At 73.0% G+C, this 24,650-nt stretch carries 20 protein-coding genes, 3 pseudogenes and 1 CRISPR repeat array; of the genes and pseudogenes, 9 read left to right on the forward strand and 14 right to left on the reverse strand.

The features are described from left to right. Positions 1-16: 16 nt before the first annotated feature. The 3 genes from ACFP3R_RS20645 to ACFP3R_RS20655 form a co-directional block, all read right to left on the reverse strand. The gene (locus ACFP3R_RS20645; RefSeq protein WP_380637989.1) at positions 17-457 is read right to left on the reverse strand and encodes a hypothetical protein; all 441 of its coding nucleotides are present in this window, start codon (positions 455-457) and stop codon (positions 17-19) included. Between the two features lie 93 nt (positions 458-550). Beyond that, positions 551-904 (reverse strand): transposase, encoded by a 354-nt coding sequence (locus ACFP3R_RS20650; protein ID WP_380637990.1) that lies wholly within the window; start codon positions 902-904, stop codon positions 551-553. Between the two features lie 470 nt (positions 905-1,374). After that, a complete protein-coding gene (locus ACFP3R_RS20655; RefSeq protein ID WP_380637991.1) occupies positions 1,375-2,211 on the reverse strand; it encodes a MerR family transcriptional regulator in 837 nt (278 codons plus the stop codon). A gap of 114 nt (positions 2,212-2,325) precedes the next feature. On the opposite strand from ACFP3R_RS20655, the pseudogene ACFP3R_RS37895 reads away from it, so the two are divergent. Next, positions 2,326-2,652: pseudogene (locus tag ACFP3R_RS37895) on the forward strand (IS701 family transposase); the annotation flags it as partial. A 52-nt stretch (positions 2,653-2,704) separates the two neighbouring features. Further along, positions 2,705-3,587: a CRISPR direct-repeat array (repeat unit 29 nt; unit sequence GTGCTCCCCGCGTGAGCGGGGGTGGTCCG). Between the two features lie 137 nt (positions 3,588-3,724). On the opposite strand, the gene ACFP3R_RS20660 reads toward ACFP3R_RS37895, so the two are convergent. The 4 genes and pseudogenes from ACFP3R_RS20660 to ACFP3R_RS20675 all read right to left on the reverse strand — a co-directional run bounded on the left by ACFP3R_RS20660 (position 3,725) and on the right by ACFP3R_RS20675 (position 8,823). Beyond that, positions 3,725-4,336, reverse strand: coding sequence for a DUF5915 domain-containing protein (locus tag ACFP3R_RS20660; protein ID WP_380637992.1), 612 nt, complete (start codon positions 4,334-4,336; stop codon positions 3,725-3,727). After that, entirely contained in the window at positions 4,333-4,683 is a 351-nt protein-coding gene (locus ACFP3R_RS20665) for a class I tRNA ligase family protein (RefSeq protein ID WP_380637993.1), read from the reverse strand. The genes ACFP3R_RS20660 and ACFP3R_RS20665 overlap by 4 nt, the downstream gene beginning before the upstream one ends. Next, a pseudogene (locus tag ACFP3R_RS20670) lies at positions 4,605-6,481 on the reverse strand (class I tRNA ligase family protein). The gene ACFP3R_RS20665 and the pseudogene ACFP3R_RS20670 overlap by 79 nt, the downstream one beginning before the upstream one ends. A gap of 551 nt (positions 6,482-7,032) precedes the next feature. Continuing rightward, positions 7,033-8,823 (reverse strand): S8 family peptidase, encoded by a 1,791-nt coding sequence (locus ACFP3R_RS20675; protein ID WP_380637994.1) that lies wholly within the window; start codon positions 8,821-8,823, stop codon positions 7,033-7,035. A 126-nt stretch (positions 8,824-8,949) separates the two neighbouring features. On the opposite strand from ACFP3R_RS20675, the gene ACFP3R_RS20680 reads away from it, so the two are divergent. Both ACFP3R_RS20680 and ACFP3R_RS20685 read left to right on the forward strand, forming a co-directional pair. Further along, positions 8,950-9,909: a helix-turn-helix transcriptional regulator gene (locus ACFP3R_RS20680; protein WP_380637995.1), complete on the forward strand. Its 960-nt coding sequence runs from the start codon at positions 8,950-8,952 to the stop codon at positions 9,907-9,909. 396 nt (positions 9,910-10,305) lie between these two features. Continuing rightward, entirely contained in the window at positions 10,306-11,286 is a 981-nt protein-coding gene (locus ACFP3R_RS20685; protein WP_380637996.1) for a (2Fe-2S)-binding protein, read from the forward strand. A 210-nt stretch (positions 11,287-11,496) separates the two neighbouring features. Here ACFP3R_RS20685 and ACFP3R_RS20690 read toward each other — a convergent pair whose 3' ends face one another. Continuing rightward, the gene (locus ACFP3R_RS20690; RefSeq protein WP_380637998.1) at positions 11,497-11,853 is read right to left on the reverse strand and encodes an ArsR/SmtB family transcription factor; all 357 of its coding nucleotides are present in this window, start codon (positions 11,851-11,853) and stop codon (positions 11,497-11,499) included. A 58-nt stretch (positions 11,854-11,911) separates the two neighbouring features. Here ACFP3R_RS20690 and ACFP3R_RS20695 point away from each other — a divergent pair, with 58 nt between their 5' ends. Beyond that, entirely contained in the window at positions 11,912-13,249 is a 1,338-nt protein-coding gene (locus ACFP3R_RS20695) for an MFS transporter (RefSeq protein ID WP_380637999.1), read from the forward strand. A 64-nt stretch (positions 13,250-13,313) separates the two neighbouring features. Here the strand turns inward: ACFP3R_RS20695 and ACFP3R_RS20700 are convergent, their stop codons facing one another. Then, positions 13,314-14,513 (reverse strand): cytochrome P450, encoded by a 1,200-nt coding sequence (locus ACFP3R_RS20700; RefSeq protein ID WP_380638000.1) that lies wholly within the window; start codon positions 14,511-14,513, stop codon positions 13,314-13,316. A 171-nt stretch (positions 14,514-14,684) separates the two neighbouring features. Between ACFP3R_RS20700 and ACFP3R_RS20705 the strand changes: the two genes are divergently transcribed. Beyond that, on the forward strand, positions 14,685-15,422 hold the full coding sequence (locus ACFP3R_RS20705; protein ID WP_380638002.1) for a class I SAM-dependent methyltransferase: 738 nt from the start codon (positions 14,685-14,687) through the stop codon (positions 15,420-15,422). A gap of 42 nt (positions 15,423-15,464) precedes the next feature. Here the strand turns inward: ACFP3R_RS20705 and ACFP3R_RS20710 are convergent, their stop codons facing one another. From ACFP3R_RS20710 to ACFP3R_RS20720, 3 genes are read right to left on the reverse strand one after another with little or no spacing between them, the layout of a single operon-like run. Then, positions 15,465-16,682, reverse strand: a complete 1,218-nt coding sequence (locus ACFP3R_RS20710; RefSeq protein WP_380638003.1) for an ABC transporter substrate-binding protein — start codon at positions 16,680-16,682, stop codon at positions 15,465-15,467. 50 nt (positions 16,683-16,732) lie between these two features. Next, on the reverse strand, positions 16,733-17,779 hold the full coding sequence (locus ACFP3R_RS20715; protein WP_380638004.1) for an ABC transporter ATP-binding protein: 1,047 nt from the start codon (positions 17,777-17,779) through the stop codon (positions 16,733-16,735). After that, on the reverse strand, positions 17,776-18,882 hold the full coding sequence (locus ACFP3R_RS20720; RefSeq protein ID WP_380638005.1) for a FecCD family ABC transporter permease: 1,107 nt from the start codon (positions 18,880-18,882) through the stop codon (positions 17,776-17,778). The genes ACFP3R_RS20715 and ACFP3R_RS20720 overlap by 4 nt, the downstream gene beginning before the upstream one ends. Before the next feature lie 235 nt (positions 18,883-19,117). Between ACFP3R_RS20720 and ACFP3R_RS20725 the strand changes: the two genes are divergently transcribed. Further along, complete coding sequence (locus ACFP3R_RS20725; protein WP_380638006.1) at positions 19,118-19,876, forward strand: methyltransferase domain-containing protein; 759 nt, start codon at positions 19,118-19,120, stop codon at positions 19,874-19,876. Between the two features lie 21 nt (positions 19,877-19,897). Here the strand turns inward: ACFP3R_RS20725 and ACFP3R_RS20730 are convergent, their stop codons facing one another. After that, positions 19,898-21,031, reverse strand: coding sequence for an MFS transporter (locus ACFP3R_RS20730; protein ID WP_380638007.1), 1,134 nt, complete (start codon positions 21,029-21,031; stop codon positions 19,898-19,900). 458 nt (positions 21,032-21,489) lie between these two features. Here ACFP3R_RS20730 and ACFP3R_RS20735 point away from each other — a divergent pair. The 3 genes and pseudogenes from ACFP3R_RS20735 to ACFP3R_RS20745 all read left to right on the forward strand — a co-directional run. After that, positions 21,490-21,984 (forward strand): annotated as a pseudogene (locus ACFP3R_RS20735) (pyridoxal-phosphate dependent enzyme); the annotation flags it as partial. 65 nt (positions 21,985-22,049) lie between these two features. Further along, positions 22,050-23,237 (forward strand): ATP-grasp domain-containing protein, encoded by a 1,188-nt coding sequence (locus ACFP3R_RS20740; protein ID WP_380638008.1) that lies wholly within the window; start codon positions 22,050-22,052, stop codon positions 23,235-23,237. Positions 23,238-23,259: 22 nt separating this feature from the next. Beyond that, a complete protein-coding gene (locus ACFP3R_RS20745) occupies positions 23,260-23,697 on the forward strand; it encodes a DJ-1/PfpI family protein (protein WP_380638009.1) in 438 nt (145 codons plus the stop codon). A gap of 181 nt (positions 23,698-23,878) precedes the next feature. Here ACFP3R_RS20745 and ACFP3R_RS20750 read toward each other — a convergent pair whose 3' ends face one another. Then, positions 23,879-24,631, reverse strand: coding sequence for a zf-HC2 domain-containing protein (locus ACFP3R_RS20750; protein WP_380638010.1), 753 nt, complete (start codon positions 24,629-24,631; stop codon positions 23,879-23,881). Positions 24,632-24,650: the final 19 nt, after the last annotated feature.

Raw genomic sequence — 24,650 nt, forward strand, 5'->3', positions numbered from 1 at the left:
GCTCAACCGGCCGCGGTCAACCGATCGGGGCGGGCACCACCGCGCGGATGTCCACGTCCAGCACGGTCGACACGGCGGGCAGCACCCGGCACCCCGCGCGGTACTGCTCCAACAACAGCTCGACGTCCGGCTCGGCCAACCCGTCCACCGCCACCTCGACCAGCACCCGGCCCACCTTGAGCCGGTTCGGGGTGTAGCGCGACGTGCGGGCGCGCACGTTCACGGCCCGCGTGCCGGGGTCGTCCGCGTCGGGGTCGCCCTCGGCGCGCAGCACGTTGAGGAGGTTGACCACGAGCGCGGAGACCAGCAGGTCGAGCGGACCGGGCGCCCGGCCGGGACCACCCGAGGCCACCGAGCCGTCGGCGAGCAGCTCGAACGCCGGACCGCGCACGGCGAAACGCCCGCCGACGTCGGTCGTGCAGCCGGTGATGGCGCTGATGTAGTCGTACCCGGTCATCTGCCCTCCGAGAGCGCGAGGTCGCGCGTCCAGTGTGCGCCAACCACCCCTTCGGACCGGAGCCGTACCGCTATGTGGACACCGCGGACCCGGTCACCGCTTGGCCAGCTCCGCGGCGAAGATCACCGAGGCTTTCTTCAGCACCTCGATCTCCTCCCCCATCGCCCCGATCCGGACGTGCGCGGACTCCAGTTCCGCCTCCAGCTCGGCGATGCGTGCCAGCAGCCGCTCCCGCGGCGCCTGCCGCAGCTTGGCCGCCTCGCCCACGCTGAACATCCCGTCGTCCAGCCGCTTCACCCAGATCCGCAGGGACTGCTCGCCGACCTCGAACTCCTCGGCCACCTCGCGCAGGATCGACCGGTTGCCCGGCTCCGCCTGACGGCGCTCGACGACGCGGCGGACAGCGGCGTTGCGCACCTCGTCGCTGTACTTCCGCTCGAACACCATGACCGCCCTTCCGCCAGCACCGTCCCGACACAGCGTAACGACTGTTCGCGCTCGCCAGCCCATCCAGGGCGCGCTCGTCCGGCGCCCGGCACCGACGGTGCGCGGATCGGCACGTCCTCCGCCCGCGGGCGTCGACGCGCGACGGGTCCCGAAGGCGGGAGTCGTCGGTGCTCGAACGCCCGGACGTCGGCCAGGTCGATGTGCGAGGGGCGTGACCTCGACAGGGTCGAGGCAGGGGCGGGGCCGCCCTTTCGGCCCATCCGCCCTCTGCGGTTGTGACTGTGCGTCGCTTGGTGTTGCCGCGTTGGAGTGACCCTCTTCACCGGCGTGTGGTTCGCGGAGGTGGTCGTTGGTTTCGGACGTGCCGGTGCCCGGGTGTGGCGGAGGCCCAGCCCGCAGCGGGCGCCGCGGACGTGGACGCCGCCGCGGCGGCACTGCCGGCAGGTCCACTTCGGCGTCCTGCACGGACGTCAGCTGTTCGCGAGATCCTGCCCCAGGAGTTGTCCCGCGCGCTCGATGCAGCGCATCCGAGCGGGAGAGAAGTCGTACGGCATCTTGGTGAACGCCTCGAAGGCGCTCATCTGCGTTTCGTGCTCCTCGTCCAGGTCGCCGTGGATCTCGAAGAGCTCCTCCTCGGCCCTGTCCAGCCCGGTGGCCTCGACGACCCGTTCCAGGGCCTTGTGGTGGGCGTACCGCTGTCTGGCGAGTTCTTCGACACGCGGGTCATCGGGCTCGACGCTGTCGTCGAGGGCGGCCTCAGCCGCGTTGAGACGGTCTTCCTCGGCCCGCAGGCCGGGGTGGGTGGCCAGCACGATGAACGAACTGGCCTGGACGGCGGCACCCAGCGGGCCGAAGATCCGTTCCGTGACCAGCAGGGCGTCCACATCGGAGGGACGCAGCGCGCCGGGGGGCAGGTGGCCGAGCCGATCCGTCACCAGGTCCGACAGCAGCCCCAGTGGACTGCCCACGGCCCGCAGGCGCTGAACGGCCACGCGTTGACGTCTGATCTCGGCCTCCTGAGCGGCCAGCGTTTCCTCCAGCCCAACCAGGTTCTCCTCGATGTCCCGGGTTTCGTCGAACGCCGCCCGCATGTCGTCGAGCCTGATGCCGGCCTCCGCCATCTTGCGAATCCACAGCAGGCGGATCATGTCGTCGTAGCCGTAGCGGCGGCGGCCGTCCCCTCCGCGCTCGGGCTCACGAAGCAGACCGATCTGGTGGTAGTGGCGGATGGCGCGCGGGGTCGTTCCGGCGAAGGCGGCGGCATCACCGATCTTGACCTGGCGGGGAGACGTGAAGGAGAGGTGCATCGCGGACGGAGCCTTTCGTGCTGTGGTGCCTCCAAGAACAGCACATGCCGCTACGGCAGGTGCAACACGGCGCTCAGGTCCCACCGGCAGCCGCGCTGGGTACACGGGGACACGGCGGTCCACCTGAAGACCCTGGTCATGGACTTCGGACGTTCGGCGGGCAGGTTCGTGGTCCGGCGCCACGGATACAAGAAGTCACCGGTCAACCCGACTGCGAGCACGGTTCCTCGCATTGCGAGTCCGACCGGCCGGCCGCGACATTCCCCGCGCCGAAGACGCCCCCAGTGCTGGCTACTGGCCGAACTGCCGCCTGGTGAGCCCGAGCCCACCGACTACAGGATGTCCACCCTCCCCGCCGACATCCGGTTGCGAGATCTGGTGCGGCCGGTCAAGATCCGCTGGCGCGCGGGCACGATCGGTCACCGATATACGAGACTGGAACAAACCGAATGAAAACGCGCACTTCGGCCTGTAAAGTCCCTGGTCAAGAAGTGTGCTCCCCGCGTGAGCGGGGGTGGTCCCAAGGCGTTGCGGAAGTCGGCCGGTCCGATCGTGTGCTCCCCGCGTGAGCGGGGGTGGTCCGTGCGTGCACCGTGCGGACCGGGGGCGCGCGATGTGCTCCCCGCGTGAGCGGGGGTGGTCCGTCGCCCAGCTCCCCCCCGCCGGCCGACGACCCGTGCTCCCCGCGTGAGCGGGGGTGGTCCGCGGGGACACCGTGCCTCGGCTGTCCTCCAGCCGTGCTCCCCGCGTGAGCGGGGGTGGTCCGACCCAAAAGCCCGCCAGCACCGCGCCAGCACCGTGCTCCCCGCGTGAGCGGGGGTGGTCCGTTCTCCGAGTTGACCCCGGCGCTGGCCGGCTTGTGCTCCCCGCGTGAGCGGGGGTGGTCCGGACGCCCTGTTCACCTCCAAACGTGCCCGTAAGTGCTCCCCGCGTGAGCGGGGGTGGTCCCCCCGACCTCATCCACGCGGGCGCGTGGCTGAAGTGCTCCCCGCGTGAGCGGGGGTGGTCCGTAGTCCAGCGGCCGGGGATCACTGGCGTAGAGGTGCTTCCCGCGCAAGCGGGGATGGTCCTCCTCCAGGTCACCCGCCGCACACATCGTGTATGTGCTCCCCGCGCAAGCGGGGATGGTCCGTCGTTCGCGCCGTCGATGTCGGCGCGGTTGAGGTGCTCCCCGCACGAGCGGGGATGGTCCGCCGATCGTGTGGACCGAAGAGCACGTGACCCAGTGCTCCCCGCGCGAGCGGGGGTGGTCCGTTCTACTCTGACCTGTTCGACGTGATTAGTGCGTGCTCCCCGCGCGAGCGGGGGTGGTCCGGCGGCCGTGGCGGAGGCGCTGCGCGAAGGCGTGTGCTCCCCGCGCAAGCGGGGGTGGTCCGGCGGCGGCGGGCTGTGCGGCGGCCAACAGCCAGTGGTCCCACGATATTGCGGTGCCCAATGTGAGGACCGGTCCAACGCCGATGGCGGACAGAGCAGTTGCCACACGGGCGCGGTCCCGCAAAACCGCGCCCGGGAATCACCCCCTGGCAACCGCGACGGTGATCCCCACGGCGTTGCCCACCGTGCCGGGGAAGCCGCCGTCCAGGTCGTCCACCAGGGTCAACGAGCCCGCCAGGGTGTCGTGCGCGACGAACTCCCGGTGGGCGCGGACGGCCTCCCGCACCTCCCGCGGCGCCCCGACCACCAGGGCGATCCGGTCGGACACCTCCAGGTCGGCGTCGCGTCGGGCCTGCTGGACCACGCGGACCACATCTCGGGCGATGCCCTCCGCCTCCAGCTCCGGGGTGCTCGCGGTGTCGAGGGCGATGGTCACGCCGCGCTGCGACTCCACGACCCAGCCCGTGCGGGGCACCTCGGTCACCAGCACGTCCTCGGCGCCGAGCGCGAGGGCCTCGCCGTCCAGGGGCACCGTGAACGACCCGGTGTCGCGCAGGCTCGCCACCACCGCCCCCGGGTCCTCGGCGGTGATCACGTCGGCCACCCGCTGGGTCCGCTTGCCGAACCGCCTGCCCAACTCGCGGAAGTTCGCCTTGACCCGCACGTCCACGACCTCGCTCGCCGCGTCGAGCGGCTGGATGACCTTGACGTTCAGCTCGTCACCGACGTCGTCGAGCAGGTCCCGGGTCACCGCGGCGCCCGGCGGCAGGCCGACCAGCGCGCGGGGCCAGTGGCCGGCGCACCCGGATGCCGGACGCCTTGCGGGCCGCGCGGCCGGCCTCGGCCACCGCGCGCGCGGTCGCGACCGCCCCGGGCAGGGCCGGGTCGACCAGCTCCCCGTCCGATCCCGGCCAGGGGGCCAGGTGCGCCGAGTCGGCCGCCGCCGGGTTGCCGGGGGCGGACGACCCGCTGCCACACCTCCTCGGTGATGAACGGCACGATCGGTGCGAGCAGCCTGGTCAGGACGTCGAGGGTCTCGTAGAGGGTGGCCAGGGCGTCCTGGTCGCCCTCCCAGAACCGCTGCCGCGACCGGCGCACGTACCAGTTCGACAGGTCGTCGACGAAGTCGGCGAGCAGCCGGCCCGCGCGCGGTGTCGTAGGCGTCCATCCGCTCCCCCACCTCGGCGACCAGCGCGTGCGCCTCCGACAGGATCCAGCGGTTCAGGACGGGTCGCCCGGCGACCGGGCGGGCCGTCTTCCGGCGCCCACGTCGTGCCCGCCGCGTAGAGCGAGAAGAACGACGCGGTGTTCCAGTAGGTCAGCAGGACCTTCCGCACGATCTCGTCCAGCGGCGCCGGCCCTACCCGGCGCGACGACCACGGCGAACCGGAGCACGCCATGAACCAGCGCAGCGCGTCCGCGCCGTGCGCGTCCATCAGCGGGATCGGCTCCAGGGTGTTGCCGAGGTGCTTGCTCATCTTGCGGCCGTCCTCGGCCAGGATGTGGCCGAGGCAGACCACGTTCTCGTAGGCGGACCTGCCGAACACCAGCGTGCCGATCGCCATCAGCGTGTAGAACCAGCCGCGGGTCTGGTCGATCGCCTCGCAGATGTACTGCGCGGGGTAGGTCTTCCCGAACGCCTCGACGCTCCCCGGCAGGTGCGGGTAGCCCAGCGACGCGAACGGCATGGCGCCCGAGTCGTACCAGGCGTCGACGACCTCGGGGACGCGGGTCGCGGTTCCGCCGCACGCCGGGCAGGCGAAGGTGATCGCGTCCACGTACGGGCGGTGCGGGTCCAGCCCGGAGAGGTCCCGGCCGGCCAGGCGCCCCAGCTCGGCACGCGAGTCGACCGCCGTGACGTGACCGCCGGGACAGCGCCACAGCGGCAGCGGGGTCCCCCGGTGGCGGGACCGCGACAGCGCCCAGTCGACGTTGTTCTCCAGCCAGTCGCCGTAGCGGCCGTGCTTGATGTGCCCGGGGAACCAGTTCGTCCGCTCGTTCTCCCGCAGGAGTTCCCCGCGCACGTCCGTGGTGCGGATGTACCACGACGGCTGCGCGTAGTGGATCAGCGGCGTGTGGCAGCGCCAGCAGTGCGGGTACGGGTGCTCGAACTCCTCGTGGCGGAACAGGGTCCCGTTCCTCTTCAGCTCCTCGACCAGGATCGGGTCGGCCGCCTTGAAGAACACGCCGCCCACCAGCGGCACGTCGTCGAGGAACCGGCCGTCGGGCGCGATGGGGTTGACCAGCGGCAGCCCGTTCGCCCGGCACACCGCGAGGTCGTCCGCGCCGAAAGCGGGGGCCTGGTGCACCAGGCCGGTGCCGTCGGTGGTGGTGACGTAGTCGGCCGGCACCACGACGTGCGCGTCCGGGATCTCGACCAGGTCGAACGGCCGCCGGTAGCGCAGGCCGGCCAACTCCGCGCCGGCCGCGGTGGCGAGCACCTCCGCGTCCGCGCCGAGCACGGCCTCCACGCGCGCCCCGGCGACCACGAAGGTCCCCTCGGCGGTCCGGGCGACGACGTAGGGGACCTCGGGGTGCACCGCGACCGCCGTGTTGGACACCAGCGTCCACGGCGTGGTGGTCCAGATCAGCAGTTCGGCGCCCTCGACTCCCGCGACCGGCGCGTCCAGCGGGAAGCGCACGTACACCGAGGGATCGGTGACCGTCTCGTAGCCCTGCGCGACCTCGTGGTCGGACAGGGTCGTGCCGTCCTTGGCGCGGTAGGGGGCGACGCGGAAGTCCTCACCGACTCGCGGCAGCGGTCGTTGAACCCGGCGATCCCGATCTTCTCGATGTCGGGTTTGCCGGACGGCCCCAGTTCCTTCTCCACCGCCAGCTCGACGGGCAGGCCGTGGCAGTCCCAGCCGGCCCGGCGCGGCACCGAGCAACCCCTCATCGTCCGGTAGCGCGGGAAGACGTCCTTGAAGACGCGCGCTTCGACGTGGTGGGCGCCGGGCGTCGGTGCGACCACCCGCACGGGGACGAAGCGCCCGGGTGCCCGGAACTCCGCGGTACCACCCCGCTTGCGCCCGGCGGGCCGGGTGCCTCTCGGTTCAGCCGCGTGACGTGCGGACGACGTCCGGTTCTACTGGGGCGGGGTCGCCCGTTCTTCCGGAGGCTCCCCGGTGATGCCGGATCCACGCCTGTGCCGCGGACTCCAACGCGTCGAGGATCGCGGCGGGTCCCGGACGCGCCGGGCGGGCGCATCCGGTACCGGTTGCCCCCGCGCGGGCAGGGGCGGTCCTTCGTGCGCACCGCGGTGCGCACCGCTGTGCGCACCGCGAGTCCGCCCGGCGCCGTGGTCGGCGGCCCCCCGGCGCAGGGACCGGAAGGCCGCCTCTCACGGCCGGGCACCGTGCGCGAGTGCCGGTGCCCGGCACCCGCGGCCCGGCCGACCGGAACTCAGGGCGTCGTGATGGGAGAGTTCGGCCGGCCGGGCCGCGGGGGTCACGGTGCGGTGTAGCCCAGGGTGTAGTCGCCGCTGCCGGCGTAGGCGAGGACCCGGTAGGTGTAGAGCCCCGCGCCACCGGTGTAGGTGATGGTCTCGGAATTGCCGGGCGTGGTGCCCTGCGCGACCGTCACCCACGTGACGTTGTTCCACCTGAGCAGGTAGACGTCGAAGTCCGTGCCCGCGGGGCCGCACAGCGTCGCCCGGTGCGTGCCCGCGCCCGCCGAGAAGTACGTGCCGTTGGGCTCGTAGGTGCTGCCCCCGCTGGTCAGCCTGCCCGTCTCGGTGTTCGGGTGGGTGCCGCAGCCACCGCCGCCGTCCTGGGTGACCACCCACCGGAAGGACGCCGAGTCCGACTTGCCCGCGGCGTCGGTCGCGGTGACGACGACGTTGCTCGTCGCGGCGGCGGTCGGGGTGCCGCCGACCAGGCCGGTGGAGGCGTCGAGCGACAGGCCGGCGGGCAGGCCCTGGGCCGACCACCGGTAGGGCGACGTGCCGCCGGAGGCCCGCAGTTGCAGGTTCACCGCGGTGCCGACCCTGGCCGTCTGGTCGCCCGGCTCGGCCACCACGGGTTCGTTCGGCGTGCTGTCGTTGAGATAACCGGTGTAGAGGAGCAGGTTCGGCGACCCGGTGCCGATCCCGGACAGCTTGCCGCTGCTCGCGTTGTTCACCAGCGCGTCCCGGACCTGCTGCGGCGTGGCGCCCGGGGTCGCGCCCAGGTGCAGGGCCGCGGCGCCCGCGACGTGCGGGGAGGCCATCGACGTCCCGGTGATGGTGTTGGTGGCCGTGTCACCGGTGTGCCAGGCGGACAGGATGTTGGTGCCCGGCGCCCAGATGTCCAGGCAGCGGCCGAAGTTGCTCGTGCCGGACTTGGTGTCGGAGTTGGTGCTGTTGCCGACCGTGATGGCCTCCGGCGTGCGGGCGGGGGTGAAGCCGCAGGCGTCGGAGTTGTCGTTGCCACCCGCCAGGACGTAGGTCACGCCGGAGGAGATCGACCTGCGGACCGCGTTCTCCAGGGTCGTCTGGGTACCGCTGCCGCCGAGGCTCATGTTGACCACGGCGGGCTTGGCGGCGTTCGCCGTGACCCAGTCGATGGCCCGGATGACGGTGTCCCACGGGCCGCTGCCCTGGCAGTCCAGCACGCGGACCGGGACGATCCGCGCCTTCTTCGCCACGCCGTAGGTCGTGCCCGCCGCCGAACCGGCGACGTGCGTGCCGTGGCCGTTGCAGTCAGCGGGGTTGCTGTCGTTGTCGATGTAGTCCGGGCCCGCGCTGATCCGGCCGCTGAAGTCGCGGTGGGTCATGCGCGCGCCGGTGTCGAGGACGTAGACGGTCACGCCCTCGCCGCCGTTGGCGGGGTAGGTGAAGGACTGGTTCAGCGGCCGGTCCCGCTGGTCGGTGCGGTCCAGGCCCCACGGCGGGTTGGTCTGGGTGTCGGCGATGCGGGCCGTGGTGACCTGCTCGACGTAGTCCACCCGCGGGTCGGCGGCCAGCCTGCGGGCCTGCCGCTGGCCCATCACCACCGAGAAGCCGCGCAGGACGTGCTCGTAGGTGTGCTTGACCTCGCCGCCGTAGGTGTTGGCCAGGCCGGTCGCGCTCGCGGAGACCGCGCCGGTCTGGTCCTTGAGCTTGACGATGTAGCGATCGGCGACGGCGCCGGGACCGCCTTCACCGAGGATGGTGACCTCGGCCGCGGTGGCGGGCGAGGCGGTCGCGGTCAGACCGGCGATGGTCAGCGCGGCCAGCGCCACGCCGAGGCATCTGCCCCGGCGCGAGGATGCAGGGTTCATTCTCATGTTCTCCGTTGAACTGAAGACAACGCCCGCCGAGGACGATAACCCCGTTCCCGCGAATCCCAGTGGCCACTTTGCGCCACCGGCGACAACTGGCCAAAGCGGTGCTAACGTCCACCGGCCATGGACGTCCTGTTGGAGCCGCTCGGCCTCGGGGCCGTCGAGAGCGCGCTCTACCTCGTGCTCATCGACAACCCGCAGACCTCGGTGTCCGAGCTGGCGGCGCTGACCGGGGACCCGGCGGCCCGGCTGCGCCGCCCGCTGGCCCGGCTGATCGACAGCGGACTGGTCACCCGCCTGGCGGGCACCCCGGCCCGCTACCTGCCCGCGCCGCCCGAGGTGGCGGTGGACGCGCTCGTCCTGCGGCGCAGGCAGGACCTGGAGGCCCTGCGCGCCGCCGCGCGCGACCTCGGCAAGCGCCTCGACATCGCACCCACCGGCCGCACGTCCGAGCTGATCGAGCTGGTCGACGGCCAGGCCGCGATCCGCCGCCAGCTCGCCCGCATCCAGCTCGGCGCGGAATCCGAGGTGTGCATCGTCGACTGCCCGCCGTACATGAGCGGGCACCCCGAGGTGAACCCGCCGGAGATGCAGGCACTGGCCCGCGGCGTCCGCTACCGCGCGATCTACCACGCGCCCTCGATCGCCGAGCACCACCGCTCCGAGGAGATCCTGCGCTCCATCGCGGAGGGCGAGCAGGCCCGCGCCCTGCCGGACATCCGGATGAAGATGATCATCGCGGACGGCCGGGTGGCGATGCTCCCGCTCAGCTTCAGGGAAGCCGAGACCGGCGTCCGCATCCTCGTCCACCCGTCACCGCTGCTGAGCACCATCACCGCCTGCTTCGACATGCTGTGGGAGCGCGCGACCCCCATCGGTCCGGAGCCCGACGCCGAGCTGAGCGACCTCGACCGGCAGATCCTGCTGATGCTCGCCTCGGGCATGAAGGACAAGGCGATCTCCCGCGCCCTGGACCTCGCCGACCGGACCCTGACCCGCAGGCTCACCAGCCTGATGACCGCGCTCAACGCGACGACCCGCTTCCAGGCCGCCCTCCAGGCGTCCCGGCGCGGCTGGATCTGACGAGACCGGGGTCGTCGGGGCCGGCTCGGGCGTACCCGTCGTCCCAACGCCGAACTCCTGCCACCGCGGCTCACTCGACCGAGCCCGCACCGGTCCGGCGGCTCCGCCGTCCTCGCCGGCCGTGGTCGTGCCGAGGAGCGGTTTCTCCGGCCTCCACGTGCTCAGGTCAGCGGACGCCGCCGACCGGAGCGCACGGGGCGCATCTCAGCCGTCCCGGTTCGGGAACCGGGACGGGGTCCCGGACGACCACCTGTACACGGGCCTTCCACGTTGAGCCCGAACGCGGGACGGCAGCGGGGATCGGGCGAGGAACCCGGTCCCCGCCGCCCAGCACGACACGCCGCCGGTTCACGTCACCACACACTTCCGGAGGCACCTGTGGGGCCAGTGACGTCGTTGCCGCACGAACCGGAGGTCGACTGCTGCGAGCCGGTCGTCGACAGGGCCGCAGGCGTCCTCGTGCCGCGATCGCCCGACACCACGACCTGCCGGATTCCCGGCCCCGACTCCCCGGTGCTCGGTCCGGTCCTGATCCGCGCCGGCATCGGCATCGTCGACCAGGGGCCGGCCGATGCCGAGATCCAGGTCGGGCCTGGTGGTCACGTCGGGCTTGCGGACGGCCGGCGAACCCACCTGCCCGACGTCACGGCCGTGTTCCGGTGGGCGCTGGCGCTGCCCGCCGGACCACACGCGATCCGGCGGGCCGACCCCGCCGACGTCGCCGCCGCGCCGGCCTCGGCATCGAGCACCGGCCCCTGCTCGGCCCTTGACGACGACCACAACGGCGAACTGCTGCGCTCGTTCCACGACGACCCCGACGCCCTGGCCGAGGCCGTGCGACGGGTCGGCGCGAAGTTCGGCACGACGGAGGCGCGGGTGGCCGCCTCGACCCTGCAGTTCCTCGTCGCGGCCGGGCTGTGGTCGGTGGCTCTCGGCGCGGTGGCCTCCCGTGGGGTCGTGCCCGACCTGGACCGACTGCGCTACCGCATCGGCGAGGACGCCTCCGTGCGACTGGCCCTGCCCGAGCCCGGCGGCTGGACCACCACCGGCGATCACGCACCGCTGCTGCTGCGCGCCGTGGTCGAGGAGCACCTGGAACCGTTCCACACCGGGTTGCGCGCCGTGGCCAAGGTCGCCGCCGGGGTGCTGCGGGGCAACGCCGCCGCGGCCCTGCGCAGCGCCCTGCGACCGCTGCCCGCCGATCTCCGCGACCTCGGCGACCGCCTGCTGGCCGCGCCGTCCCTGCGCGGCGAGCTGTCGCTCGACGGCACCCGCCGCAGCTGCTGCCTGTTCTACCGCACGCCCACCGGCCACACGTGCCGCGCCTGCCCGCTCGTCGGCGCCGCCGTCACCAGGCACCGGGGACACCACGCCTGACGGGCGCCTCGTGCCGGGTACCGGAGGACCCGGCGACGGTCGCGTTCGTGGCGCTGGAGACGGTGACGCGGTCGGGTGGGTGTGGGCTGCCGGCAGCGTCATGTCGGGTGGTCACTCGCGGGTGCGGTGGTGCGGGATCGGCGTCGCCGAGGCCGACGCGGGTACCGGTGGCCGCTCGACAGCGCTCCGGACCGGTAGCGGTCTTCGGCGTCAATCGTGGTCGGGACGGCCGGTGAGGTGGTGGTCGGCGGTCTCGACCGCCTCGGCCAGCAGCCGCCGCACGTGGCCGCCGCGCACCCGGTAGACCGCGCGGCGGCCGTCACGGCGCACGGCCACCAGGCCGGCGAGCTTCAGCTTCGCCAGGTGCTGGGACACGGCCGGCCGGGCGATCCCCACCGCGGCGGCCAAAGTCGTGACGTCGTACTCCGCACCGCACAACAGCCACATCATCCGCAGTCGGGTCCCGTCGGCCAGCATCCGGAACCCGTCCACCGCCGCCTCGACGTGCGCGCCAGGAGGTAGCTGTTGCCAGTCATGCGTTGTTGCAAGGTCGTCGCGTGCGTACATGAGCACGTATGGTGTCACCCGGTTCCCGGGAACACCAGCCGACCGGAGGTGCGCACCGATGCTCACGGTGCTGTCGAACCGCACGTACCGACGCCTGTTCACCGCCCAGGTCATCGCGCTGACCGGCACCGGTCTGGCCACCGTCGCCCTGGGCCTGCTGGCCTACGACCTGGCCGGACCGGACGCGGGCGCGGTGCTCGGCACGGCCTTCGCGATCAAGATGGTCGCCTACGTCGGCATCGGCCCGCTCGCCGCGACCCTGGCCGCCCGGCTCCCCCGCAAGACCCTGCTGGTGGGCTTGGACCTGGTGCGCGCCGCCGTCGCGGCCTGCCTGCCCTGGGTGGACCAGATCTGGCAGGTCTACCTGTTGATCTTCCTGCTCCAAGCCGCCTCCGCCGCGTTCACGCCGACGTTCCAGGCGACCATTCCCGACGTCCTCACCGAGGAGCGCGACTACACCCGTGCCCTGAGCCTCTCGCGCCTGGCCTACGACCTGGAGACGCTGCTCAGCCCCCTGCTCGCCGCCGCGGTCCTGCTGGTGGTCGGCCACGACTCCCTGTTCCTGGGCACCGCGGCCGGGTTCGCCGCCTCGGCCCTGCTGGTGCTCGCGGCGGCACTGCCGACCTCACGCGGCACGGCGGTGTCGGGGCGTTCGTTCGCCGCCACCACCCGCGGCATCCGCGTCTACCTCGGCACGCCTCGGCTGCGCGGCCTGCTCGCCGCCCACCTGGCCGTCGCCGCCGCGGGCGCCATGGTCCTGGTGAACACCGTCGCCTACGTCCGCGACCTGCTCGGGCGTGGCGAGACCGCCGTCGCGGTCGCCCTGGCCGCCTACGGGTTGGGCTCCCTCACCGCCGCTCTCGCCCTACCCCGCATCCTGGACCGCCACCCCGACCGCCCCGTCGTGCTGCGCGCCTCGGTCTCCCTCGCCGTGCTGCTGTTCCTCGCCGCACCGGCGACGGCCTTCCTCGGCGACCTGCGCTGGCCGGCGCTGCTGGTGCTGTGGACCGCGCTCGGCGCCGCCGGATCGCTCGTGCTCACCCCCGGCGGACGCCTCCTGCGGCGATCGGCGCACCGACCCGACCTCCCGGCCGTCTTCGCCGCCGACTTCGCCCTCTCCCACGCCTGCTGGCTGCTCTGCTACCCCCTGGCCGGCCGGCTGGCCACCACCACCTCCACGACGACCGCCCTGCTCGTCCTCGGCGTCATCGCCACCGCGGCCACCGCCGTCGCCATCCGGTTGTGGCCCGCCCACGACCCCGAGGTGGTCGAGCACGAGCACCACGGGCTCGGGACCGACCACGACCACGTCCACGGCGCGGTCCTCGTGGACGGGAGGCACCGGCACGCGCACCACTTCCGCATCGACGGGCTCCACACCCGCTGGCCCGCGTGAGGGCTCACCGCGCGGTACCCCAAGACACGGCGGACGCCGTTCTTCCCCGCCGTCGGGGTGCGGGTCACCAGGTGACGGGGAGCCGGTCCAGACCGCGCGCCATCCGGCCCTGCCGCCAGGACAGCTCGTCCTCCCCGACCGCGAGGCGCAGGTCCGGGAAGCGGCGCAGCAAGGTCCCGATGGCCACCCGCAGTTCGGCCTTGGCCAGTTGCGCGGCGACGCAGTAGTGCAGGCCGAACCCGAACGCCAGGTGCGGGTTCGGCCTGCGGGTGAGGTCCAGTTCGTCGGGGCGGTCGAAGACGCGGTCGTCGCGGTCGGCGGCGTCGGGGTGCACCATCACCGCGTCACCGGCGCGGACGAGCACGCCGCCCAGTTCGACGTCCTCCAGCGCGATGCGGGTGAACCCCGCCGAGGTGACCAGGGGGTTGAAGCGCAGCAGTTCGTCCACCGCCCGGTCGATCAGGGTCGGGTCGGCGAGCAGGGCGGCGAGCTGGTCGGGGTGGGTGAGCAGGGTGTGGATGCCGTTGCCGAGTTCGCTGGTGGTGGTTTCCAGGCCCGCGTAGAGCAGGGTCACGCCCAGCACGACCAGCTCGTCCTCGCTGAGCCGGTCGGCGGTGTCGCGCGCCTCGACCAGGGCGCCGAGCAGGTCGTCGGTCGGTTCCCGGCGGCGGGCGGCGACCAGGCCGGCCACGTAGTCCTTCAACCTGGTGAACGCGGCGTGGATCTCCTCACTGGTGAACGCGGTGGTGGCCAGGGCGACGTCGATCCAGCCCGCGAACTCCTCGCGGTCGGCCACCGGCACGCCCAGCATCTGGCAGATGACCGCCACGGGCACCGGCACGGCGAAGTCGGTGATCAGGTCGGCGGGCGGGCCCTGCTCCTCGATCCGGTCCAGCAGTTCGTCGGCGACGCGTCGGGCGTGCTCGGCCAGGCGCTCGACCCGCCGGGGGCTGAAGGCGGCGGCGACCAGGCGACGCAGCCGGGTGTGCTCGGGCGGGTCGACGGTGTGCAGCGTCGCGTCGGTGTGCCTGCGAGGTGAGGCGCGGGGCACGTCGCGGTCCAGCAGCGCGGCCCGGCTGAACCTCGGGTCGCTGAGCACCGTGCGCACGTCGGCGTGCCGCACGGCCAGCCACGCGTCGCCCCCGTGGGGCAGGGAGATGCGGCTGAGCGGTTCGTGGTCCCGGAGGTGGGCGTACTCCGGCTCCAACTCCAGCGCGGTCGGCTCGCGGAACGGGTAGGCGCGTGCTGCCTGCGTGGGTCGCATCGGGTCCCCAACCTCGAAGTCGGCTGTCACCACCACAGGTCGTCCTGGCGGGTGCGGAAGTTCCCGGCACCCGACGGCGGTCGACGTGTCCCGGGAACCGGTCGAAGCTCGCCGACGACCAGTAGAACGGGAAGGCGTTGTTCCGCGCGAGGACGCTACGGCTGGAGCGGCATGGGCTGGTACGAGGACGACGACCTGTGGGTGGGGTTCGCCGAGGTGATGTTCCCGCCGCGTCGGGTCGAGGAGGCGGAGCGCCTGGTGGCGACCTCACCGCTGCTCAAGGTGACCGCGGGCGATCGGGTGCTGGATCTGGCGTGCGGACCGGGCACCCACGTCGTGCCGCTGGCCCGGCGCGGAGCGGCGGTCACCGGGGTGGACCTGAGCGAGGCGATGCTGGCGCGGGCGCGCGAGGCGTGTCGGGAGGCAGAAGTCGAGGCGCGGCTGGTGCGGGCGGACATGCGCGAGCACGTCGAGCCAGGCGCTTACGACCTGGTGGTGAACCTGTACACGTCGTTCGGCTACTTCACCGACCCGGACGAGAACCTGGCCGTGCTCCGCAACGCGCACACCAGCCTCGCCCCCGGCGGCCGGCTGCTGGTCGACATGTTGGGAAAGGAGGTGTTCGCCGGCTGGGTGGGCCGCCCGCAGGCGGTGGACGTCAGCGGCGGCACGGTGTTCATGCGTGACACCGTGCTGGACGACTGGACGCGGGTGCGCAGCGACTGGACTTGGGTGCGCGGGGACGAGGTGCGGCGGACGTCGATCCACAACACCCTCTACAGCGCCGCCGAGCTGCGCGTGCTGTTCGAGACCGCGGGGTTCACCGACGTGGAGTGCTTCGGCGGCTTCGACGCCTCCCCCTACGACAACCACGCGCGCCGGCTGATCGTGCGCGGCACCCGCGCCTGAACGCCGGGTCCGCCGGGCAGCCGTCCCGGCGGACCCGGCGCGTCAGGAGGCGCGGGCGAAGCAGGTGCCCTTGGCGTCCGGGAACAGCTCGGGCGCCAAGCCGATGGCGAAGTCGCGGATGAGCACGTCGACGTCGAGGTAGGTCTTGGCGCGGCACTCCTCGAAGTTCTCGTCCACACCGGCGATGAAGTCGTCGTCCCGGAACGGCTTGAACCGGTTGGTGCGCGGGTCGGCGGTCAGCGCGGCCCGGGTCATCTTCATCGGGTCGTAGACGATGAAGAAGTCCGCGTCGGCGGCGGTGCCCACGGCCTTCTCGAAGTCGTACGGCAGGCCGTTGGGCGCGGGGTTGTCGGGTGCGAAGACGTTGTCCACGCCGAGCTGGGTGAGCAGGCGGCCGACGAGGGTTTCGGCGCCGTGGCCGTGCATGAACTCGCAACCGCGCTCGGGAGCGACGCAGAGGTAACCCGCCTCGCGGTTGCCGATCTTGCCGGAAACGGTGGGGACGACCTCGTCGTAGCGGGCCTTGATGGCGTCGAACTCGGTGTTGGCGGCGGCTTCGGCGTTGTAGAACGCCGCCACCATCTTGATCCACTCGGCGGAGGCCAGGGCGTGGCGCTCCAGCCGGTTGGACACGCTCACGCCGGGCATCCCGGCGGCGCGGGCGTTGCTGATGTCGTCGAAGCCCTTGCCGAACCCGGACATGAGGATGACCTGGTTCTTCAGGCCCAGCACGGCTTCCTTGTTCAGGTCGGTGTACTCGCCGATCGACATCGGCTTGCCGGCGGCCTCGGCGACGCCCGCGTACCACTCGTCCTTCTCGGCGTTGCCCAGGAGTTGGCCGCTCAGGCCGGTGATGGTCTTGTTCCTGCCCAGCCGGTCGACCATGGCCAGGGCGTTGAACGAGGTGACGGAGACGTTGGTGACCGGCACCTGGACCACCAGCGCGCCGTCCAGGTCGCCGGTGGCCTCGGGTTGGGGGGTGCCGCACTGGTAGAGCACGTACGTCAGCTCGGGGCCGTCGGTGTTCTCGGTGTCGGTGAGCGTGATGGTCTTGTAGGAGTCGTGGTAGCTGATCTTCCACAGCTCGGATTCGGTGACGGTGGCCTTGTCGGGGAAGTAGTCCCGGCCCTCGGCGTAGTCGGTGGCGCAGCCGTCCGCGCCGGCCTGGCCGCCCGACGCGTCAGGGCTCGATCCCCCGCAGCCGGTCAGGGCGAGGGGCAGCGCGAGCAGCGCGACGGCCGAGCGGATGAGTGTGTTCACGGTGGTGCTCTCCTGCGTGTCCGTGGTGGGTCGGGCGGGGGGACCGGGTGTCACCCGGTCCGGGCGTCTTCGGGCAGCGGCGCGGCGCGGCCGCGCAGGTGGGTGACCAGGGAGTCGAAGCCGACGCCCTGCGCGCCGTTGACGGTCCAGCGGCACGGTGTGCCGTGCTCGATGCCCAGGACGTGGCCGCACGGGTCGGCGACCGGTTCCCACCCGGCGCGGCGCACGGCGTGCTCGGCCCACTGGCGCAGGCGTCCGTCGGCGACCACCTGGACGGTGGCGCCGGGTTCGGTGTCGTCGGCGACGACGATGGTGGCCGCGGCGTCGTCGAAGGACATGTTCTCGCCGGTGAAGGTGCGGGTGACGGCGTCGCCGTAGGCCAGGTCCTCGGGCGCGCCCGCGGTCACCGTGCCGTCGCCGCCGACCAGCCACACCTGGTCGGCGCGGCGCAACGCGAACCCCAGGTCGTGGGTGGACAGCACGATCGCCGCGCCGCTGGTCGCGGCGAGCCGGGTCAGCATCGCCGCGAACTCGATCCGGCGCGCCACATCCAGGAACGCGGTGGGCTCGTCGAGCACCAGCACCGCCGGTTCCTGCGCCAGGGAGCGGGCCACCATGACCCGCTGCCGCTCGCCGTCGGACAGGTCGGTCAGCGGCCGGTCGCGCAACTCGGCCACCCCGGCGTCGACCAGCGCCCGGTCCACCGCGGCGCGGTCGCGGGCCTTCTCCCTGCCGATCCAGGACCGGTAGGGCATCCGCCCCAGCGCCACCACCGCCCCGACGCTCATCTGCCCCACGTCGACCGGCTCGGTCAGCGTGACCGCCAGCCGCCGCGCCCGCTGCCGGGGCGAGAGGTCGGCGAGGTCGCGGCCGTCGAGCAGGACGTGACCGGCCAGCGGCGGTTGCGCGCCGACCAGGGTGCGCAGCAGGGTCGACTTGCCCGCGCCGTTGGGGCCGATCAGCGCGATCAGCTCGCCGGGCCGGGCCGCCAGGTGCACGTCGCGCAGCACGGCGACGGCCGGGTGCCGGCGACGACGCCGATAACCGGCGGTGAGCGCCACCGCCTGCAACGCCGGCCGGGGGTTCTCGGTCGTCACGCCTGCCTCCTCGCCCGACCCGACAGCAGCACCCACAGGATCACCGGCGCGCCGACGAACGCGGTCACCGAGTTCAGCGGCAGCGAGGTCCGGGTCAACCCGTTGCCGCCCGCGATGTACTCGGCGACCAGCACGATCACCGCCCCGATCAGGGCGCTGGCGGGCAGCACCAGCCGGTGATCGGCGGTGCGCAGCAGGCCCCGGGCCAGGTGCGGTGCGGCCAAGCCGACGAACCCGATCGCCCCGCAGTAGGCCGTGGTGATGCCCGAGAGCACCGCGACGCTGGCCAGCGCCAGGAAGTGCACGCGGCGGACGTTGATCCCCAGGCTGCCCGCGTAGCGGTCGCCCAGCAGCAGGGCGTTGAGCGGCTGGGCCAGGAACACCGACAGCACCAGCACCACCGCGCACGACACCGCGATGACCTGCAACTCGTTCCACGTCACGTTGCGCACCGACCCGCGGGTGAACGTCGCCAGCGCCTGCAACCGGTCCGGGTCGGTGTAGTAGACCAGCATGTCCACCACCGCCCCGGCCAGGTAACCCAGCATCACGCCCACGACCAGCACCACCACCGGGTCGCCGACGCGCCGCGCGATGCCCAGCGCGATCAGCAGCACCCCGGCGGCCCCGGCCACGGCCGCGCCGGTCACCCCCAGTTGGCTGACCACACCGAGCCCCGACAGCCACCCCACGCCGCTGGTGCCCAGGATGACCACCGAGGCGCCCAGGACCGCGCCGGAGCTGACGCCGAGCACGAACGGGTCGGCCAGCGGGTTGCGGAACAACGTCTGCATCTGCGCCCCGCCCACCGCCAGCGCGGCACCGGCCAGCAGCCCGGCCACCACCTTCGGCAGCCGCGCGTCCAGCACGATCGTGCGGCTGACCTCGGACTCGGCGTCCTGGCCGGTCAGGATGCGCAGCACCTCCCCGATCGGGATGGCGATCGAGCCCTGCGCGATCAGCACCACCACCGCGCCCAGCAACAGCAGGACCAGCAGCCCGAACAACCCCGCCATGTACCCGGCCCGCCCACGCGCCCCGGTCCCGCGCGGCGGTGCGACGACCTCGGCCGCGTCCTCGACCCCCGTGCCACTACCCGACACCGCGCACCCTGTTCCTCCCGCTCCGGGCCGCTGTCGAACCGGCCACCACCGTAGAAGTCGTGCCGCACCGCCATCCGGTTCCCGAGGATCGTGGAAACGCACAGACGGTGACGATTCCGCGCGAGCCGGGAACTCGGTGGATCGGCCGGCCGACCTTGGTGGACGTGCCGTGGTCGCCGAACGCTGCCCGCACTACGCGCCCGGCCGCTGGAAACGGCCCTCTGGAGGACACCTCATGCACAGCTTCGGACCGGAGACCTACGGCGAGCTCAACGCCGACGTCTACGACGAGTGGCACGCCGCCCACGACCCCACCGACGCGGTGCGCGGCCTGGCCGAGCTGGCCGGGGAAGGACCGGCCGGGCCGGTGTTCGAGCTGGCGGTGGGCACCGGGAGGGTGACGATCCCGCTGGCCGAGGCAGGGATCGACGTGCGGGGCGTGGACGCCTCGGAGGCGATGGTGGCCCGTATGCGCGCCAAGCCCGGCGGCGACCGCATCCCCGTCGTCATCGGTGACATGGCCGACGTCGACGACGGCACCGACGACCTGTTCGCCGTGGTGTTCGTGGTGTTCTCCACCTTCTTCTTCCTCCAGGACCAGGAGGAGCAGGTGCGCTGCTTCGCCAATGCCGCGAAGCGCCTGCTGCCCGGCGGCCGGTTCGTGCTGGAGTGCCCGATGCCCGACGTCGCCCGCTACCAGCGCGACCAGACCCTGGAGACCCACCAGGTCGGCCTCGACCGGGTGCGGCTGGCCGCAGTCCGCCACGACCCTGTCGAACAGCGCTTCGAGGGACACCACGTGCTGATCACCGAACGCGGGATCAAGCTGGCGCCGGCGTTCATGCGCTACGCCTGGCCGGCCGAACTCGACCTCATGGCCCGCCTGGCGGGACTGCGGCGCGTGCACCGGTGGGGCGGCTGGCGCCGTGAGCCGTTCCGCGCCGAGGGCAACTACGTCACCGTCTACGAGAAGCCCGCGACGCCGGCTTCGTAATCCCGTACGCCCGCAGACGGGTCACCCCCTCCACCCGGCCGCCCGGCGGGCCACCACCAGCACCAGCGGCGGCAGCAGCAGGCACTGCGCGGCCACCGCCAGCCAGAACCCCGGCAGCAGCCCCGCCTCCTCGAACAGCCCGTACACCGCGCCACCGACCACCCCGCTGAGCAGGGAACCCACCCCGACCGCCAGCCGCTGCTGCCCGAAGGTCACCGTGGCCGACCGCCGCGACCCCGCCAACGCCTCCAGGTCGTTCTTGAGGAACAACACCGCGGTACCCACCGCCATCACCGCGACACCCGCGGCGAGACCGGCCACCCCGTCGGCGGCGAAGGCCGCCGTGCCCGCGGCCATGCAGCAGAAGCCGACCGCCATCGCCACCGGGTAGCCGACGCGACCGACCCGTCGCGCCACCAGCGGCTGCACCGCCACCAACCCGAGCGAGTACCCCATCATGACCACCCCGTAGACGGCCGTGGGCACGCGCCCTTCCGCGAAGGGCGACAGGTATTGGTAGAACTGCATGTAGAGGTAGTGGGTCAGCACGGTCACCGCGAACGGCAGCCCGGCCAGACCCCGCAGCACCCTGCGGAACGGCTCGACATCGGGCCTGGGACCGGTCGTCCTCTCCGGGCGCAGGAAGAAGTGCGCCACCGCCAGCACGGCGTAGAGCACCGCGGTCATCGCGAACAACCGACCGGGCTGGTGCAGGAACAACGCCCCGACCACCGGTCCGAGCGCGATGCCGAGGTTGCCCGCCGCGTTGCCGGCCGACAGCACCCGCGGACGCTGCTCCGCGGTCGCCGAGTGCACCAGGTAGCCGCGGTAGGCCGGCGAGTAGAGCGCCCCGGCGCCGCAGCTCAGGAACAGCGCGAGCACCGTCAGCCCGGGTTCGTCCCCTCCGACCAGGTAGGTCAGCGCGGCCAGCCCGTAGACGAACGTGGCCAGCAGCAGGCAGCGCTTGAGCCCGATCCGCTCGGCGAACGCGGCCGTGAGCGGCGCGCTGGCGAACTGCACCAACGTAGCCGCCCCGAGCACCACGCCGACCTGCGCCATGCCCACTCCCAGCCGATCGCGCAGCAGCACGGCCAGGTACGGGTAGACCGCGAAGGTACCGACGTTGACCAGGCACCCGCTCACCAGCAACGCCACCTGCGCTCCCGCGAGACCGGCCATCCCGCGTCCCGGGAAACGCCTTCGGGTTCCCACACGGGAGGACATTCCGGTACCCATCAACCGTCCCGACCCATGCGCAGCCTCCTGCTCCCGTCGCCCCACGCACCGGCCGGGCCACCGGCCCGACGCGGAACTGGTCGTTCCACGACGGGCAGGAGTTCCGATTCCCACGCCCGAATTCCACCACCCGGGGAACCAACCAGGTCCTGCGGACGACCAGTAGGACTGGAAGCGGTACGGCCGGTGGGCCGGCCGGCTCGACCCGCACCACCGTGCGCACGGTAGCGGTTCGCGCGCCCTCGCCGCCGCCGCTCGACGACATGCCCACACCGGAAGGGCTCGATCATGACCCTGACCCGCGCGACGGTCCCACCGGCGGTGGCCGGCTGCCCACGACCGGTCGGGAGGTGAGGACCGTGCTCGACCACGACGCCGTGGCGCCGCCGGTCCACGACCACGTCACCGACGCGGTCAAGGCGCCCTCGCTGATCCGGCTCACGCCGAACACCGTGCTGGTCCGCTTCGAGACCCTCAAGGTCTACGCCGCGCTCGGCGCGGTCCGGCACCTCCTGGACACCGGCGTGGTCCGCCCCGGGCAGACCCTGGTCGACAGCTCCAGCGGCATCTACGCCCTCGCCCTGGCCATGGCCTGCCACCGCCACGGCCTGCGCTGCCACGTCGTCGCCTCCACCACGGTCGACGAGACCCTGCGCGTCCAGCTGGAGATCCTGGCCGTGACCGTGGACCAGATGCCCCCGTCGGACGACTTGCGGCTGGACCAGAGCAGGCGGGTGGCCCGCGTGCGCGAGCTGCTGGCCCGGCTGGTGTGCGTGCAGCCCTTCGGCAGCGTCACCTTCGGCAGCGAACGGTTCACCGACCCCGACGCGATCATCGCCGGCATCGGCAACGCCATCCACTTCGACAACGTCCGCCCCCACGGACCGACCGTCCCCGGGCAGGAACGCCCCCGGGACCTCAGGAAGGACCCCGTGCCGTGACCGTCGTGCTGCTCGAAGCCCTCACCTTCGGCCTCGGCCGCACCGCCGACGCCGCGGCCGCCGCCGGGCACGACCTCGTGCTGCTCACCGGCGACCGGTCGATCTACCGCCACGAGCTGTCCCACTGCGGCGACCTCGTGCGGGTCGTGGACGTCGACACCACCGACATCACCACGTGCGAGCGCGTGCTGCGCGACCTCCCCGACCTGGCCGGGCTGATCAGCTCCACCGACACCTGGGCGCTGCCCGGCGCGGAGCTGGCCCACCGCCTCGGCCTGCCCGGACCGGCGCCGGCGGCGGTGCGGGTGCTGCGGGACAAGGCCGCCGTCCGGGCCCGGCTGCACACCCACGGCCTGAGCCGCGGCGGCCCGCTCGACCCGGCCACCGCACAGGACTTCCCGCTGGTGGTCAAGGATTCCGCGGGCACCTCGTCCCGCGCGGTATGGCTGTGCCGCACCCCCGCCGAGCGCGACGCCGCCCTGCGCGACGCCGCCGACACCCCGCTCAAGGGCCGCCTGACCGCCGAACCGTACTTCGAAGGCCCCCTCTACAGCGCCGAGACCATCACCTGGCGAGGCGAGACCCGACTGTTCGGCGTGCTCAGCCGGGTGCTGTCCCCCGAACCCGCGCGCCGCGAGGAGGCGTCCGCGTTCCCGGTCGCCTTCCCCGACGCCGACCTGGCCGCACTGGACGACTGGATCGGCCACGTGCTCAAAGCCGCCGGTCACGAGAGCGGTTTCGCGCACACCGAGTTCGTCCTCACCGCGGACGGGCCCGAGGTGGTCGAGATCAACGCCCGCATCGGCGGCGCCCTCGTCGGCGAAGCCCTCTGCCGGGCGCTGGGCACCAACGCCTACGACGCAATGGTCCAGGTCGCCCTCGGCCAACGCCCCGACCTGCTCGACGGCGCGACCGGCGGCGGCACCGCGACCGGCTTCGTGGCGCTCTACCCGCGCGAGGCCGGGGTGCTGGAGGGCTGGTCGGGGTTGGGGAGGTTGGCCGGCCTGCCCGGCCACCCGGAGTGGTACCCGACCGCGAGCCCCGGCGACGTGCTCGAACATTTGGCCGACCAGCGGTCGTGCACCGGCATCGTGCTCGCCGAAGGCCCCACCGCCGAACTGGCCCTGCACCGCGCCCAGGCCGCCGCCGGCGGTATCACACCCCTGATCCTGGCACGAGGCTAGAAACCACGCCGCGTCCGCGTCGATGTCGGACGGTGTACGGCACCAACCCGGGAGGGTCAACGACGTGCTGGTGGTGCCCGGCGGCGGCCGCTACACCGACCCGACGAGTCCCGGTGTGCGCCGGCTGATGGCCGACCGGGAGTTCCTGCGCCGCCTGGCTTCGGTCGACGCGCTCCCGGTGGGCATCCGCACCGGTGTCATGGTCCTGTCGGCCGCGGGGATCACGAGGGGCCGCCACGCGACCACCCACCACCGCGCGAAGGCCGACCTCGCGGCCCGGGGTGCGATCGTGGTCGATGCCCGCGTCGTCGACGACGGCGACCTGATCACCGGCGGCGGCGTCACCTCCGGCCTGGACGTGGCGCTGTGGCTCGTCGAGCGCTTCCTCGGCGCGCGGTCGGCTCAGCAGGCGGAGGCATTCCTGGAGTACGAGCGCCGGGGCACCGTCTGGCGCGCCTGATCGGCGACGAGGAGATCCGGTGGTGCGGGCGCCGCGCTGCCGCCGCGCCGTGTCCGTGACGAGTGGACGTCCGGAAAGGCCCGGGCCGGCCGGGCGAAGGGGTGCCCGGCCGGCGCGGGTGTTCGCGGCGGTGTGCGACGCCGGGGCGGTGGAAGTGGACCGGCCCGGCGTGTCCGTGGGGTCAGGCGGCTCGTCGGTGGTGGGCGGTGGGTCGCAGGTGCCGCGACTGCCCGCGACGCCCCTCGGGGCTCGGGGCGGTGTCGCCGCTGTCGTGGTCGTGGTGGTCGTGGTGGTCGAGATCGTCGCGGTCGTGCTTGGCGGGCGTGCCCGGACTCGGCTCCCGGTGGGCTCGGGCGACGAGGTAGAGCAGCACCAGACCGGCCACCAGGGGCAGGTGCGAGACGACGCGGGTGGCGGTCGCGGCGCCGTCGAGCAGGTCGCTGACCGAGAAGACCAGCAGCACCGCGACGAACCCCCCGAGGGTGGGTAGCAGCCCGGCGGCGCGGTGCGAGCTCACGGCGGCGACCAGCAGGCCGATGCCCAGGGCGAGGTTCCAGGCGGCGCCCTCGTTGAACAGGTGGGTGGAGATCCCGTGGCCGGCGTGCCCGCCGGTGGCCCCGGCGAGCAGTTGGGCCAGGGCGAGCCACAGCTGGACGATGGCGACGGCGGCCAGCGCCAGGCGCGGGGTCAGGGCGGTGTGGCGGGGTGCGGCGAGGTGATCGGGTGGGGCGGCGGCCAGCACGGCGTCGACCAGGTCCGGTCCCGCGCCCACGGGGCGGACGCGGATGGTCCTGGTCAGCGCCTGTGCGCTCGCCTGCCAGCGGGTGCAGGCGGGGCACTGTGCCAGATGCGCGTCCGTCTCGGCGGCGGGTACGGGCTCGGTCTCGCCGTCCAGGCGGGCCGAGAGCGCTTCACGGCAGGATTGGCAGTCCACGCTCCAATAGTCGGGCCAT

The sequence above is a fragment of the Saccharothrix lopnurensis genome, from assembly GCF_042658445.1.
Classification (GTDB): Bacteria; Actinomycetota; Actinomycetes; order Mycobacteriales; family Pseudonocardiaceae; genus Actinosynnema; species Actinosynnema lopnurensis.